Origin of the sequence: Paenibacillus physcomitrellae (assembly GCF_002240225.1) — a bacterium.
Lineage (GTDB): Bacteria > Bacillota > Bacilli > Paenibacillales > Paenibacillaceae > Fontibacillus > Fontibacillus physcomitrellae.
This window is the reverse complement of the sequence record NZ_CP022584.1, coordinates 3961650-3975692: the sequence shown is the minus strand read 5'-3', so window position 1 is coordinate 3975692 and position 14043 is coordinate 3961650. Positions and strand designations below refer to the sequence as shown.

Sequence of the window (14043 nt, the reverse complement as noted above, 5' to 3'; positions counted from 1 at the left end):
CCCTCCCGCTTGATCATAACAAACGGAAGGGATGGTGGAAACTGCCGGATATAAGCTTTTTCTATTCAGCCGCGATCTCCGGGAGCGTCGGAGCTACCCGCATCTTGGTCCCGCTCTCATAAGCGCTGGCAATTTGGATGAGGCCGGATTCGTCAAAGGCCCGTCCAAGGAATTCAATGTTGGCCGGCAGCATGCTGCCTGTATCCGACTCCGCATAACCCATTGGAACACTGATGGCCGGGAAGCCGGTATTTTCGCTCCAGCGGCTGAACAGGCCAGCCTGTTCCTTGCTGATCAGATCGGCGGTTTGGGCGGCCGTGGGGTACGCAATGGCGTCCAAGCCATTTTTCGCCATAGTGTTCAAGGTCCAGTCCTGCAGCTCTGTTCTAGCGGAAAGCGCACGCTGGTAATCCAAATTGCCCGCAAGGCCGTCCGGATCGATTTGGATCTCGCGGTCATAGGATTCTTTCGCATAAGAGCTGTATTTGCCGGATTCGTACAATTCCTTGAACGTTTTAACTGGAACATCCTCGCCCTGCTCGGATAAGAATTGGTTCACGTCATGTGCCGATTCAAAGGTAATCACGGAAGCCATGCCCAGTAGATCCTTGTCCGGACCCGCAATTTCGACTACCTGACCACCTAAGGATTCAATGTCCTTCGCCGCTTGGCGGAGTAGAGTTACTACCGGTCCATTAGGCTGGTCACCCCAAATGGCGAGGCCGCCGGTCACAAGACCGATCTTCTTGCCGTCCAGTCTACCTCCTTTGGCGAAGGAGGCATAACCTTTCGACGGGATTTGCCCGACACTGCGGGCGGTCTTAGGGTCGGCAGGATCGTAGCCGGCGATAAGATCAAGTCCGATAGCTGCATCTTTTACATCCGCTGCCAACGGTCCGGCCGTATCCTGTGTAAATGCCCGCGGAAAAATCCCGTTTTGGCTGACAAGCCCCATCGTTGGACGTATCGTAACAACACCGGTGAGCGCCGCCGGAATCCGGAGTGAACCGCCTGTATCGGTGCCGATTGCAAGCGGCGCGTATTGAGCAGCCACGGCAGCGGCGCTGCCGCCTGATGAACCTCCGACCGTACGAGTGAGATCGTAAGGATTTTTAATAGCCCCGCCCAAGCTGGAAATACCGTAAACGGCTGCGGCAAAGTCATCAAGGTTGGTTTTAGCGAGGATAATTGCGCCCTGTTGTTCAAGGCGGTTAATGACGGTGGCATTGCTTTGAGGTACCCAGTCCTTAAACAACTCTGAGCCGTTTGTGGTCGGCATTTCTTTGGTATTGATTACATCCTTCACAACGACAGGAACGCAATGTGCAGCCCCCAGTTCAGCCCCCGCTTGCTGCTTTTGATCCAGCAGCTCAGCTTGCTCATGGGCTTTGTCATTGACATGGATAATTGCATTCAGCTGCGGGCCTTTCTGATCGTAGGCTTCAATCCGCTCCACATAAGCGTCGGTTAACTGCATGCAAGTAAAAGCGCCTGTCCGCAATCCTTGTTCAATATCATCGATCATGAGACCTGAGACCGAATTGGCCGAAATCGAAGACAGTTTGGAATAGTAGGCCACCCGTTGGGTCAAAATGGAAGCCTGGGCAGGAGTTAGTTCACTCTTTAAATCAAAGCTGCCGCCAGGGATACCGTTCATGATTTCCGCTTTGCTGACCGCACCGATTGCTGCGGCATAAGGACTGTTTGGCGTTACATCCGTGTAGACTGGGGAAGCATCCTTCAGATTCAGCAGCTGCTGAATCATTTCCGCTGCCTCTCCCCGGCTGATGGCGGAATCACCCCACTTGGCGTCTGAGGTTATAGGTTTGCCGGTGGATTGCGTAAGCAAGCTTAGCAATTCAGCTTGGGATACAGTGCCTGATGAGGACTGGGCCATGGTAAAACCCGGCACCTGGAGCAGCAAACTCCCGGCAAGTGCAATTCGTGCAAGACTAAAGTTCAACTTCTTCATAAGTAACCTCCCACAACGATGTTCAAATCTACTGATTATGTAAAAATCCATATAACTATGTGAATAAATATAACACATTAATTCGTTAATTCAGTAAAGCAGTTATTTATCAGGGAAAAAGATAAATTTTATGTTATATTATCTAACATTAGACTTGTCATAAATTCTGAGAAACTAAGCAGCTCGTTAAAACAAAAAACCTCTCTGGTATTCAGAGAGGTTTTTTCCTGCCTATATGAAAGTTGTCTTTCCACCTTAAGCGCTTATCTTCCCGCTTTAGCCCACATATCCTTTAGCCATGCGTCGAATTCGTCGCCTTTTTCCCCTTCGTAGGTGTCATACACGTCGATGCGCATCTTCTTGAATTTCTCTTTGAAATCCTCGTAAGTGTGATCACGCGGAAGGCTCTTCTTGATGCGAAGCAGGATTTTGGACACTCCTTTTACCGGCTCCGGCTTGTTTGTGACGGGCTGCTTCACCTGGTAACCAAAAGCTTTAAGCTTCTCGTAAGCGGCGTTCTGTACGGTGGTTACCGGATCAGTTTCAAGCAGACGGGTCAAAATGTCTATTACCTGCTTATGGTCATACTGGCCCAACTCTTCCACGGCGGCAAGACGTGCTCTCCAATCCGCAGAGCGGTTGGCCTGCTTTTTCAACTCGGTGTAATTCTCAGGCAACTCATTCAAAATTTCTTCTTGGCTCAAACGAAACAATCCCCTTTTCCTAAGAACAGATATTGCAATTTTACCGTAATGGCGAACAGGATTCAATGTTTAGCAGCAAATGTTTCGGGCGTTCTGATCCAGGGAAGCCTTAGTCATTCATTCGGCAGACGTCGCCCGCTCGCGTATAGCTTTACCTTTAATCAAGCATCCTAACAAAGATTCTGTCATAAAGGAGGGATAACTGTGCCTAAACCGGATAACCGCGAAGATAATGCCGTTCATCTGCAGCAGCATATCAACCACACAATCGCGAACCTGAATGAAGCCGAGGAATACCTCGATGAGCATGCGGACGAAATTTCCGCTTCCGAGAAACAGGAAATCGAGGCCAAAAACGATAACCGCCGAATGAGCCTCAAAGGCTTCAGAGAGGAAATTCAGGACGAGAGCAGTAAATAAAGCAGTTCATAAGGAACCTTTTCTTAGGAAAAGGTTCCTTATCCCATAAACGATGTTCCAGCTTCAATTCAAATCTCTGTTTTCTATTGGAAGCCTTATTGTAAATGAACTGCCCTCTCCTTCTACACTGCTGGCATAAATATCTCCTTCCATGAGTTCAAGAAGTTGTTTAGATATAGACAAACCTATCCCTGTTCCCTCAATTCTATTCCGATGAGCAGCTGATCTGTAGAATGGGCTAAATATATTAGGAAGGTCCTCCGGCAATATCCCATTGCCCGTATCCTCTATACGGAATACAAGCCAGCGGTCCTTTTTATCAGTGTAAACAGTCAAATCACCGGATTTTTTATTATATTTAATTCCATTCTGAAGAACGTTAAGAAATACTTGTTTTAGTCTTAGCGGGTCTCCTACAATCTTTGTTCCATTCCATTTTTCCTCTTGTAATTGCAAATGGACTTTTATCTCTTTTTCCATGATCAAAGGTCTAAGTTCCTTCAGACAATCCTTCATGATTTGAAACGGATTGATCTCCTTTTTATCCAAGAAAATAACCCCGGCTTCTATTTTTGATAAATCAAGAATGTTATTCACAATTTCGATTAGATGAAAACCTGAACTTAAAATTCTTTGGATACTGTTTTCCTCCAGTTCACTTAAAGATTCACTTTTCTCCAAATCAAGAATTTGAGCATATCCAATAATGTTGTTTAAGGGAATTCTCAGCTCATGGCTCAGTTTTGATAGAAATTCTGTTTTAAAGTGACTGGCTTTTTCCGCCTCTTCCTTGGCTCTGATTATTTCAAGAGACAGCTTCCTTTTAAAAGTGACGTCCGTAAATTTCAGCAGACTGCCCTGAAAGATCTCCTCAACGTAAGTCGGAATATAATCAAACTCCAGCACCCGTCCATCGGATAATTCGATCACCTGATCCACAACCATTCGTTTTCCCTTTTGAATTTCATTCACCTGACTTGGAAGGTCTCCAGCAGCAAGATGATTTTGAAGAGATTCGGAATCATCCTTTTGGAACATTTCCCTAAACTTATCATTGATCAGAACTTCTTTATTGGTTTCATTAAGGACAAGAATACCTGAATTTAAATTTGTAATTAATGTACTGAGCCATATATTGGTCTGCTTAACCTTTTTCTCTGATTCCGCAAGCCTGGAGTAATATTTCTTAATCGTAGACAAATAAACTGCAATTAGTAAGTAGCAGTAGCCTGACACTTTGAAAATATGTCCAAGCAAGGCATCAAAATCATAAACGTTTTTATATAACGTAAAAATAAGCTCAGCTAACATGATTAAGAAGCAAGCTGTTGCCAAATAGTTTTTTTGTACTCCGACGCTATTCTTCAGTCTTTTGAACACAAAGATTACCGTCGCTAAATGAAATGCACTGATTACATATTCAGTTACCACCTTAGCGAAGGAAGGTTCGTGAGTTTCTGCAACGACTAAAGACGGGAAAATATCCATAGAGAACAAAAGTACCGCACAAACTCCCCCAGTGGCCAGAAGGGAAATGCCATAACTTTTATACCGAATTCCAGTTGAGAATCGGGTATGGTCCGGATAAAGGATAATAACAAACAAAGATACACACTCGGTCATTCTTGCGCTCAGCCAAAACCAGACACCTGCTCTTGAATCAAGTCCAAATGGCATTCCGGCAAAAACCAAGGTATGGAACAAATCCAGTATACCTACAGATAAAAACACTGCGCCAAATAATACTCCGTACTTTGATCTAGTCAAAGGAAATAAAAACCATCCTAAAAGCGCTATAAAAAATGATATCGATACACTGAAAAATTCCAAGCTGGTATGAAGGAGCAGAAAATACTTGGGATTATAAAACAAATCCTGCAAACGGTATATTCCTCTTGATAAAACAAACATAACAAAAGCGGTAATAATAGGAATATAACGACGTAAGGCCTCCCGTTTCATTTCCCTCACCTCAACTTACCTATGTTGTTATTCATTATTCCTTCTCTTTGACTTGCTTCCATGCATAATCTTTGAGTTCCTGGGTAAGCCGATTCTTGATTTCCTTACTGGTATTCAAATGAACGCCGTATAAAAACTCGCCTGAGGCCTTGGCCTCTTTATAAACAATTGAGCCCGGGATGGAAAAATCCTCCTTTGATATTTTAAAATGAAGCATAATTACGATGTCCCTGTTTTCATTCATTAAATTTAAATTAGTCACGAGCTTTGCTCCATTATAGCTAAGGTCTATAACATCAACAGGGCCGGTATGACTTTCTATTTCTTGTCCATCAATGTTTATAATTTCAAATCTGCCCTTCAAAAATTCATTAAATTCATAACGAAAGGGTTCGTTTCTTCTGCTATACACTCCCCTACCCCTCCCTTAACAGACCTTAGGATTCTTTCTCAATTCTGAATTTCTTAACTGTATCAAAAAGCTGTTCAGACATCTGAGCCAGATAGACTGCTGAAGCTGAGACCTCCTGCATGGAAGCCAGCTGCTCTTCTGTTGCAGCCGAAACATTCTGCATGCCTGCGGCTGCATTTTCGGAAGCGCTTTCGATGTCAGTGATAGCCTGGACCATTATTTTCGAACCCTCCGCTATTTTCTCAACTGCAGTGGTCATATTCTCTATTTGCACGGTTACTTCATCTGTTGATAGCCTTATCGTCTCAAATGCTTCTCCCGCTGAATGGGCCATGTTCACTCCTTTATTGACCTCTGCACCGGTTTCTCCAATATAAGACATAATATTTACGGTTTCCTGTCTAATTAAGGCCACTTTTTGTTCAATCTGCTTAGCCGATCCTGCCGTTTGCTCAGATAGCTTTTTTACCTCTGCAGCTACTACCGAAAATCCACGCCCTTGGTCACTTGCCCGAGAAGCTTCAATGGCAGCGTTTAGCGCAAGTAAATTAGTCTGTTTGGATACTTCCGAAATAAAGCTAACGATCTGATCAATTTCTTTGGAACTCTCACTCAATCTAACGGCACTAAGCGTAACTTCATTTACTTTTGCTTCTATTGTATTCATCTGATCAATGACCGTCTTTACTGCCAGATTTCCTGCTCGGGCATTACTAGAAGAATGGTCAGAGGAAATAGAAACCAAATTGGATACCTCAAAGATCTCCTCCAAATTAGAAGAAATATTCTTTATGATTGCTGCTGTCTCGGAAATAGCTACAAGCTGGCGTTCTGTTCCTATCGCTGTTTCCTGGACGTTTTGAGCAATTTCGTTGGTTGCTTTTCCTGTCTCTTCCGCACTCGAACTTAATTCTTCTGAGGAAGCAGCCAAACTTTCCGCATTTTCTTGTACAGCTTGAATGGTAGAACGAATCCCATGTATCATATCATTAAAGGAAGTAATCAATATCCCGAATTCATCCGTGGTTTTATATGATCCTTTTATAGTCAAATCCCCTTCTTCGGCTTTGCTCATCAAACTTTGAACAAGCTTTACCGGTCTTACAATCATTGTATAAATCCAATATCCTAGGATCAGACTTAGTAAGACACTTATCGTAATTGTCAGAACCATGATAATCATAGCCTTTTTTAAATACATGTGATTTGACTTATTTAAGTCTTCAGCCTGCTTGTTATTACTGTTGCTAATTTCATCTGAAATAGCAGCAAGTGTTGACCTAAGAGGTTTAACCTTATTGAAATAACTATTATAAGCTTCATCGTACTCCCCGTTCAGAGATAAACTAATGGTTTGATTCAACTCCGATTTAAATTGGGCATTGTTTGACTTGTATTGATTGATTAAATCAACAACTTTCTTATCTATATTACTTTTTTCGTAGCTTTCAAGCGCGCTTTCGCTAGCCTCTAATTTTGTATGAATATTGTCAACCAGCTTGTTAAGTCTTTCTGTATCCTTAGTTACCATCATTTCAAGCAAGTAGGAGTCTATCGCCCTGTTATTTATTTGAAATTGTCCTATCGTTTGTACAGGGATTAATCCGTTTTGATAAACGGAAGAGGAGTTGCCTGCAATTTTATTCATATAAAAAAAGCCTGTCATCCCAACCAAAGCAATACACAAAATTGAAATACTTATTAAACCAACCAATTTAGTCCCTGTCTTCAAATTGTTAATCCACATTCCCAATACTCCTCCCTCTTGATGACACCTTCTGCCTCACTGCTTGTCTGGAGTTTTTTCCAGAAGAAAGCCTACTGTTGCAATAAATTGGTCATAATTAAACGGTTTCTGCAAAACGGAAAGAATCCCAAGCTTGAGGGCCGATGATTTGAGTTTGTCTGAATCAGACGAACAGAGAATAATTCGGGCCGTGGGGTCTAACTCAAGCAAAATTTTCGCCACATCTATCCCTTCTAGAGATAGTAAACGATGATCCAAAATAACCAGATCTGGATCCGTAGAAGTATATAACTTTATTGCTTCTCTTCCGTCCGCTGTTTCCGCAACAACGTCATAACCGTTTTTATTGAGCATCAAACGGTATATTTGTCTCATAGCGGGATTATCTTCGACAACAAGTATCTTTGCCATAATAAGCTCCCTCCTACTCAAGTTCTGTTTCCTGTTACCTCCGGCTGACGTTGTACCTGCTCTTTCTTCTTTTCTCTTTATAAAGAGCCACATCTGCATGTTTGAATAATTCAGAAGTCGTTGATCCATGGTCTGGATAAATACCAAACCCGACACTGGATCTTATCTTTAGACGGGTGAATCCATCCGGAAGCAAAATAGACGGTCTCAAAGAATCCTTAAATAGTTTAATAAATTCATAGATGTCCCCCCGGCTCCGCACCCCTTTCATTACAACTGTAAATTCATCCCCGCTTAATCGTCCTACGTAGTCTCCCTCTCTCCGGCAGCTCATAATCCGTTTGGCAAATTCCTGCAGTACGGCATCACCGGCATCGTGTCCAAAATTGTCGTTTATATCCTTAAACTTGTCTAAGTCCATAATAAGGAAGGCTGCACCGCTTTCTGAAAGCCGGGCCTCGTCCAACACTTCCTCCATAATTTGCTTTATCTTCCGTCTGTTATAAATCCCCGTTAAAGAATCGAAAAATGCCATTTGTTCCATTTCAAGTTCCATTTTCTTTCTTTCACTGATATCACGGGAAATGATTAGACAACTTTCAACCTCGCCTTCCTCTGAGAAAATAGGAGAACAGACTGCTTCTATCCACATCCATTGTCCGTCTTTATGCTGCTTTCGAACTTCAACTTTTACGGAATCCCTACAATTCCCAACCTCAGCATAAACCTCCTTTAATCGGCTTATGTCATCTGGATGTACTTTCATAAAGATATTGGCTTCATTGATATATCCCAGCACATCATGATGAGAAGGTGATTCATATTCCACATTACCGTTCATATCGGTGATTTTAATTAAGTCTCGGGAAAATAAGGAAATATTTCTGTATTTCTCTATTCCCTGCTTGTAATATTGTTCGAGAAGCGTATGATTGGTTAGATCATAAAATACGATTAAAGCTCCTAAGGTTTCAGAATTTTCGTTTTTAATAGGGGTGACACGGCAAATAAAAGTATAGGCTTCACGACCATCCAAATAAGATATTTTCCGAAAAAAAACACCGATCTGATCTTGGAAAACTCTCGAGATTCCCCGTTGCAACGGAACGTCCGCAAAATGTTTAATAAAATTCTTCCCCAGAGATTCTTGCCTCACTGACTCGCTCACGTGAAAAGGTTGATTATTCCAAGCATGGTTGGCTGCTAAAATACTGCCTTCAGTATCAATAACTAAAGCAGGCTCAAGCATTGAATTTAAGATGGATTTTTCAAGGTTGGATAAGCTGAGAGCTCCCATACGTTTTTACACCCTTTGATCAAATTTTGGGGTTAAATAACTTCTAACAGTTGAATAGACCTTTCACTTCTTAAATCTAAATAAACACCATCTGTCTGGATAAGCGGACGAACCGGGTCATTTGACGGAATGTGAGTTATTTTCCCCTTCATCCCGTTGGACAAAAGCACTTCATTCCCGATCATATAATTCATAATTTTTTTTACAAAAGGAAGGAAAATAGAAGGATCAAGAGTTCCATATCTGCTTTCGGTTATTTCAAACAGAACCTTATAGATAGGAACCGGGGACTTATAAGACCTTTTGGATATCATGGCATGAAAAACATCCGCTATGGCCACTATTTTGCTGTGGTGATTAATCTCCTCTCCCCTTAAGCGAAAAGGATAACCCCTGCCGTCTTCTCTTTCATGATGCTGAAGCGCCACTAAAGCCTGTCGGTAAGTAAGAATAGGGATATTCTTCATAATCTCATAACCAAAACATGTATGATTTTGAATTATGGCATATTCTTCGTCAGTTAATGCGCCAGGTTTATTAATAATTTCTTCTGGTATCTTGGCTTTTCCAATGTCGTGCAGGAAACCTGCTTCAGTGAGCTCTACAAGTTCCTGCTGATCGAAGTCTATAATTAATCCTATTGCATGAGTAATAATGGCTACACCTATGCTGTGTCGGTAAGTATATGTATCTTTATCCTCCATATAATTGAAATAATGACTAAGAAATGGGTGTTCACTTAATCTTAAAATTACAGGTAACACATTACTTCTGAGCAAATTGAAAGGAATTTCCTGGTACCGGCTGACAGGATGAAACGCGAGTTTAATCTCATCCATTGCAGAATCAATTAGAGTAAAGAGTTTTCCCTCATTCATGAAACCTATCACCACTTTCATCTCATAACCAGTAAACACGGTATTGAGGACTGTAATAAAAATTAAGGAATATGGATTATTTGGAAGTATAATCTATTCAATTAAGTTTCTTTGACAAATTATAAAATTAAGAGGATAATGCAAAGGGTTGTATAGGTACTTATCCCCACTTCCGCTGCCCTTGCTAAATAATTCCGTTTTTTTTCAATTACAACCTTTTAGGCTTATATGTATAGGCTGGACTATCCCTCCTTAAAAGAGAAATCATTTACTTTGGCTGAAAAGTGTTGTTTATAAAGTCTTATTTTTACCGTTTATAGATTCAGATCTTTTGAACTAGCTTTAATGTATAAAATAACCGTTTTTTTGTCGAATCGCTTTTTGTTCATTCGCGCAATAATTTCGACATCATAAGACTTTTTCTGTGCATTTCAGTTTGAAAATATATCTTTCTGGGTAAATAAAAAAAGCGGGATTTAGTTAAAATAAATAAGTCACAAGGGATAAGTGTTTGAATTTCTTGAGTAAGGAAAGGATGAGGTTAAACAATTGATTGTACGTGTCATCATCGTTGATGATAATGAAGATGCTTTGAATATTATGGAATTCTTTACCACAAAATATCCGAACATGCAGGTTGTAGATAAATGTAGAAATGGCAAAGAATTGATCGAGTCTGTAATCCGCCATCAACCAAATTTAGTCCTGTTAGACATCAATATGCCAGAGCTATCAGGTATTGAGGCTATGCGGAAATGTCTCAAAATCAAACAGGATTTGTTGTTTATTTTTATCACCAGTTTTGATGAATATGCGGTAGAAGCATTTGAATTATCTGCAGTAGACTACATTGTAAAGCCGATAGAAAAAACAAGATTTTATGTCGCTCTTGAGAAAGCCAAGCGGTTGTTCATCCAACAAAAAGAATCTCTTATGTCTCAACGTCTTATCCTCAAAGAAGGTCAGGCTATATTTTATGTTCCGATAAAGGATATTATTTTCATTGAAAAAACAGGGAAAAAATGCAGTATTATTACTATTAACCATGAGTATATAACGAACGATACCATCGAAAAATTAAGCAGCGTTCTTCCTAATCATCTCTTTTTCCTCTCACATCGTTCCTTTATTATCAATCTTACTATGCTCTCAAGCATTGTTGCGAAAAGCCAAACCTACTTGGCTTACTTTAACAACTCCACTAAATATGCTCATGTGTCCAAGTTGAAATTAAACGAGCTGCAAAATAAATTAAATATTTTAAATATTTCTCTCTAGTAAAAGAAACTCTTAAGCTTAATGCTTAAGAGTTTCTTTTTTTAAGCGAAGTGTAAACCAAAATTGACTGCCTTGATGCGGCTGACTTCGAACTCCTACTTTTCCACCCATGAGAATCACGAAATTTTTAACCAGTGTCAATCCAATACCGGTACCTTCAATATTAAAATATGGATCATAAATCCTGAAGAAGGGTTCAAAAATAGCCTTATGATATTCTTCGGATATGCCGATTCCGTAATCTTTAACTGTAATTCTTACAAAATCGCCAACAACTTTATGGCAGATCTCAACGTTCCCTTCGGCAGGACTGTACTTTACAGCATTATTCAAAATATTGATTAAGATCTGCTTTACACGAAAAGCATCAGCTTCAACAAATAGCTGTCGATCAGAGCCGCTCTTCTCCTCAACCTTAATTTGAATGGACTTCTCAGATGCAACTGATTGTATCCCTTGTATGGCTTCCTCCAAGCTATTATCCAAATTCACACATTCTAGCTTTAAGGTTTGTGTTCCATTTTCTAAGTTTAAGTGATCTAAAATTTCATTGGTTAGACGAATCAGTCGGTTGCACGAATCCAGCATTTTTGTAACTCTTGCATTCTGAATATTGTTAAGCGGATTAGTATCATCTTCAGCCAGTATCTGAATATAACCAAGCATAGTATTCAACGGTGTACGAAGCTGGTGACTCATCATAGCCAAAAACTCCGACTTTGACCGGCTTGTCTTCTCCGCCAATTCTTTGGCCTCGGACAAAGTGTTAATCATCATTCGTTTAGTTGTTGTATCTCTAAAAATAAAAAGCATGACTCCAGGAAAACCGTGATCATTATTTATGGAGTATTCCAGCAGCTTGCCTGGACTCTGCGGAGTACCTTTCTTCTGACGCACCCATACCTCACCATTAGTAGTATCCAAACGAAGGATGTCTATTACGGACTGATAAGGCTGACTCACCAACTCGTTATATGTCAAATCTAAAATGGTACAAGCCGAATAATTAGCATCCAGAACCAAACCAGTTTGATCCATAAGGAGTATGCCATCCATTGCCCCGTCAAATATGTTTTTATATTTCTTTTCATTGCGTAATAACTTATTATAGTTTTGTTCCAGTTCCTGGTTCTTATTTCGAAGCTCGGAAATCAAAAAAGTCCGCTCAAAAGCAGCCGCCACCTGATTACTTACCGTTTCCAACAGTTCAAGTTCTTTTGCAGAAAATGAGGTTCTCTTCGAAGTTCCAAATGACAGGGTTCCTATCAGCCTGCCGTAAAACAACAAAGGATGGCAGGCATAAACCTCTATGCCAAACTTTTTCACGATAGAAACGGCCGGGTCAGAGGACTGCTGAATGTTCTCGATAATTAATTTCTGTTTACTTTCTGCAACTTTACCGCAAACCGCTTCTCCAAGCTTCAGCCATTCCAGTTCTTCAGCCGTCTCCTCATCAATTCCGGAATAATTCATTAATCTTATATGTTGTGTCTCTTGGTCTAAAATATAGTTAAAGTAAACCTCCAGATTCAAGTAATCTGATAACTCCGAAAACAAGCTGTCCAGCAGTGCTTTAGGTTCTTCTTGATAAATAATGTGGTGAGCAGCCTCTTGCAGAATCAGCAACTGTTCATGATTTTCGAGAATTTTCCGCTCTATCACTTGTTCAGAACTTGCTTCACAGATCTGAAGAATAATATCCCGCCCGGATAAATAAAGTTTTACTTTATAGTTTTCACGATTTAAAGGGTCCACGACGTCACACTCAATAACTTGTTGTTCAGGGAATTGATTATTAAAAGAACGGAGCTTCGTCTGTAGTCCCTCCCTCAAAAACGACGGGATCTCTTCCCACAAATTTAGTCCAGCCGCATCTCCCAAAGATTTAACCCATTTTTTACCAGCTTCATTTGTAAAAAGGATTCTGAAATCTTGATCAAAAACGAGCAGCGGATCAGGCAACTCCTCCAGCAAACCATACGGAATAGTTAAATTGTTGTTAAATATGTTCAAATTCCATCCCTTTCCTCCAAAAATAATATATATAATTATACATCATGAGATATATCAATTTCATATATCAAGTTCATATAATATCATATTTACCAAAAAACAAAAATGGAAAACCATAAGTGAAAGGTTCGAGTATCTTATAAAAAAAACCTCATCCGGCTCTCGTATGCTATAATACGGCCAAACGAAAACATTGAAAACGCTGCCATATGAAAGGGAGGGCTCTCATGCTCAACGTGAACCATAACCCCCATCGGCTCCGCCTTCCTGCCGCCAAATCCCTCAGGCGCTCCCTGGTCCTCTACCTGATGACCGCCTGCCTGCTCCCGCTCGCTATTATCGGCGTGATCACTTATATCACCATCTACTCCATTCTGCAAAACAAAATTCAAAACGGCATCAACGCCAGCCTCAAGCAGGAAGCGGCTACCCTGGAAAATACGATCAACAACCTGGACTTCGCCTCTTTCGGAAGAAGAACGCGAATACAGAAGAAACGCTGCTGCATGGATGGCAAAGGAAGGCGGTTATTTATCCCAGCAATCGACGCGTCCCCGGACGCTTGCTTACGGGCTTGCCGATTCCCCGGCAGGATTGGCCGCGTGGATCATCGAAAAATGGCGGGCCTGGAGCGACTGTGGAGGGGAACTTCTAGGCACCTACAGCATGGATGAATTAATCACCCATGTCATGCTCTATTGGACAACGAATACAATAGCCGCCTCCTCAACCCGTATGTACTATGAAAATACAAACACTTTGCCGCCGCTTGGTTATATCGGAGTTCCGACGGGCCTGGCCTTATTTCCAGCCGATATCCTGCTGTATAGAGCTGAAATGGATAAATAAAGTCGCGACGCCTACAAATATCGAAAGGTATCCTTTATACTTAATTTATGTTGATGGGAATGATTGGGATAAATCTTAAAACCTACGTCGACTGCCAAAG

12 protein-coding genes are annotated in these 14043 nt (G+C 41.1%); 3 read left to right on the top strand and 9 right to left on the bottom strand.

Annotated elements, in window-relative coordinates; all coding sequences use genetic code 11:
• Nucleotides 1–61: 61 nt before the first annotated feature.
• The gene (locus CBE73_RS17860; RefSeq protein WP_174704768.1) at nucleotides 62–1972 is read right to left on the bottom strand and encodes an amidase family protein; all 1911 of its coding nucleotides are present in this window, start codon (nucleotides 1970–1972) and stop codon (nucleotides 62–64) included.
• Nucleotides 1973–2235: 263 nt separating this feature from the next.
• A complete protein-coding gene (locus CBE73_RS17855) occupies nucleotides 2236–2676 on the bottom strand; it encodes a HEAT repeat domain-containing protein (RefSeq protein ID WP_094095374.1) in 441 nt (146 codons plus the stop codon).
• A gap of 204 nt (nucleotides 2677–2880) precedes the next feature.
• On the opposite strand from CBE73_RS17855, the gene tlp reads away from it, so the two are divergent.
• Nucleotides 2881–3096 carry a small acid-soluble spore protein Tlp gene (tlp, locus tag CBE73_RS17850; RefSeq protein ID WP_094095373.1) on the top strand — a complete coding sequence of 72 codons (216 nt, stop codon included), beginning with the start codon at nucleotides 2881–2883 and terminating at the stop codon, nucleotides 3094–3096.
• 63 nt (nucleotides 3097–3159) lie between these two features.
• On the opposite strand, the gene CBE73_RS17845 is transcribed toward tlp, so the two are convergent.
• From CBE73_RS17845 to CBE73_RS17820, 6 genes are read right to left on the bottom strand one after another with little or no spacing between them, the layout of a single operon-like run.
• Entirely contained in the window at nucleotides 3160–5058 is a 1899-nt protein-coding gene (locus tag CBE73_RS17845) for an MASE3 domain-containing protein (RefSeq protein WP_094095372.1), read from the bottom strand.
• A gap of 34 nt (nucleotides 5059–5092) precedes the next feature.
• Nucleotides 5093–5470, bottom strand: a complete 378-nt coding sequence (locus CBE73_RS17840; protein WP_094095371.1) for a PilZ domain-containing protein — start codon at nucleotides 5468–5470, stop codon at nucleotides 5093–5095.
• Between the two features lie 25 nt (nucleotides 5471–5495).
• On the bottom strand, nucleotides 5496–7217 hold the full coding sequence (locus CBE73_RS17835; RefSeq protein WP_094095370.1) for a methyl-accepting chemotaxis protein: 1722 nt from the start codon (nucleotides 7215–7217) through the stop codon (nucleotides 5496–5498).
• A 36-nt stretch (nucleotides 7218–7253) separates the two neighbouring features.
• Nucleotides 7254–7628: a response regulator gene (locus tag CBE73_RS17830; protein WP_157739617.1), complete on the bottom strand. Its 375-nt coding sequence runs from the start codon at nucleotides 7626–7628 to the stop codon at nucleotides 7254–7256.
• 34 nt (nucleotides 7629–7662) lie between these two features.
• The gene (locus CBE73_RS17825) at nucleotides 7663–8925 is read right to left on the bottom strand and encodes a sensor domain-containing diguanylate cyclase (RefSeq protein WP_094095368.1); all 1263 of its coding nucleotides are present in this window, start codon (nucleotides 8923–8925) and stop codon (nucleotides 7663–7665) included.
• 32 nt (nucleotides 8926–8957) lie between these two features.
• Entirely contained in the window at nucleotides 8958–9803 is an 846-nt protein-coding gene (locus CBE73_RS17820) for an HD-GYP domain-containing protein (protein ID WP_157739616.1), read from the bottom strand.
• 549 nt (nucleotides 9804–10352) lie between these two features.
• Between CBE73_RS17820 and CBE73_RS17815 the strand changes: the two genes are divergently transcribed.
• The gene (locus tag CBE73_RS17815) at nucleotides 10353–11081 is read left to right on the top strand and encodes a LytR/AlgR family response regulator transcription factor (RefSeq protein ID WP_094095366.1); all 729 of its coding nucleotides are present in this window, start codon (nucleotides 10353–10355) and stop codon (nucleotides 11079–11081) included.
• A gap of 18 nt (nucleotides 11082–11099) precedes the next feature.
• On the opposite strand, the gene CBE73_RS17810 is transcribed toward CBE73_RS17815, so the two are convergent.
• The gene (locus CBE73_RS17810; protein WP_094095365.1) at nucleotides 11100–13094 is read right to left on the bottom strand and encodes a GAF domain-containing sensor histidine kinase; all 1995 of its coding nucleotides are present in this window, start codon (nucleotides 13092–13094) and stop codon (nucleotides 11100–11102) included.
• Nucleotides 13095–13604: 510 nt separating this feature from the next.
• Between CBE73_RS17810 and CBE73_RS17800 the strand changes: the two genes are divergently transcribed.
• Nucleotides 13605–13943, top strand: a complete 339-nt coding sequence (locus CBE73_RS17800; RefSeq protein ID WP_174704767.1) for a hypothetical protein — start codon at nucleotides 13605–13607, stop codon at nucleotides 13941–13943.
• Nucleotides 13944–14043 lie beyond the last annotated feature (100 nt).

Bases quoted from the DNA above. Each gene is read 5' to 3' on its own strand.
- CBE73_RS17860 (WP_174704768.1), bottom strand. From the start codon at position 1,972: ATGAAGAAGTTGAACTTTAGTCTTGCACGAATTGCACTTGCCGGGAGT.
- CBE73_RS17835 (WP_094095370.1), bottom strand. From the start codon at position 7,217: ATGTGGATTAACAATTTGAAGACAGGGACTAAATTGGTTGGTTTAATA.
- CBE73_RS17820 (WP_157739616.1), bottom strand. From the start codon at position 9,803: ATGAATGAGGGAAAACTCTTTACTCTAATTGATTCTGCAATGGATGAG.
- CBE73_RS17845 (WP_094095372.1), bottom strand. From the start codon at position 5,058: ATGAAACGGGAGGCCTTACGTCGTTATATTCCTATTATTACCGCTTTT.
- CBE73_RS17800 (WP_174704767.1), top strand. From the start codon at position 13,605: ATGGCAAAGGAAGGCGGTTATTTATCCCAGCAATCGACGCGTCCCCGG.
- CBE73_RS17830 (WP_157739617.1), bottom strand. From the start codon at position 7,628: ATGGCAAAGATACTTGTTGTCGAAGATAATCCCGCTATGAGACAAATA.
- CBE73_RS17825 (WP_094095368.1), bottom strand. From the start codon at position 8,925: ATGGGAGCTCTCAGCTTATCCAACCTTGAAAAATCCATCTTAAATTCA.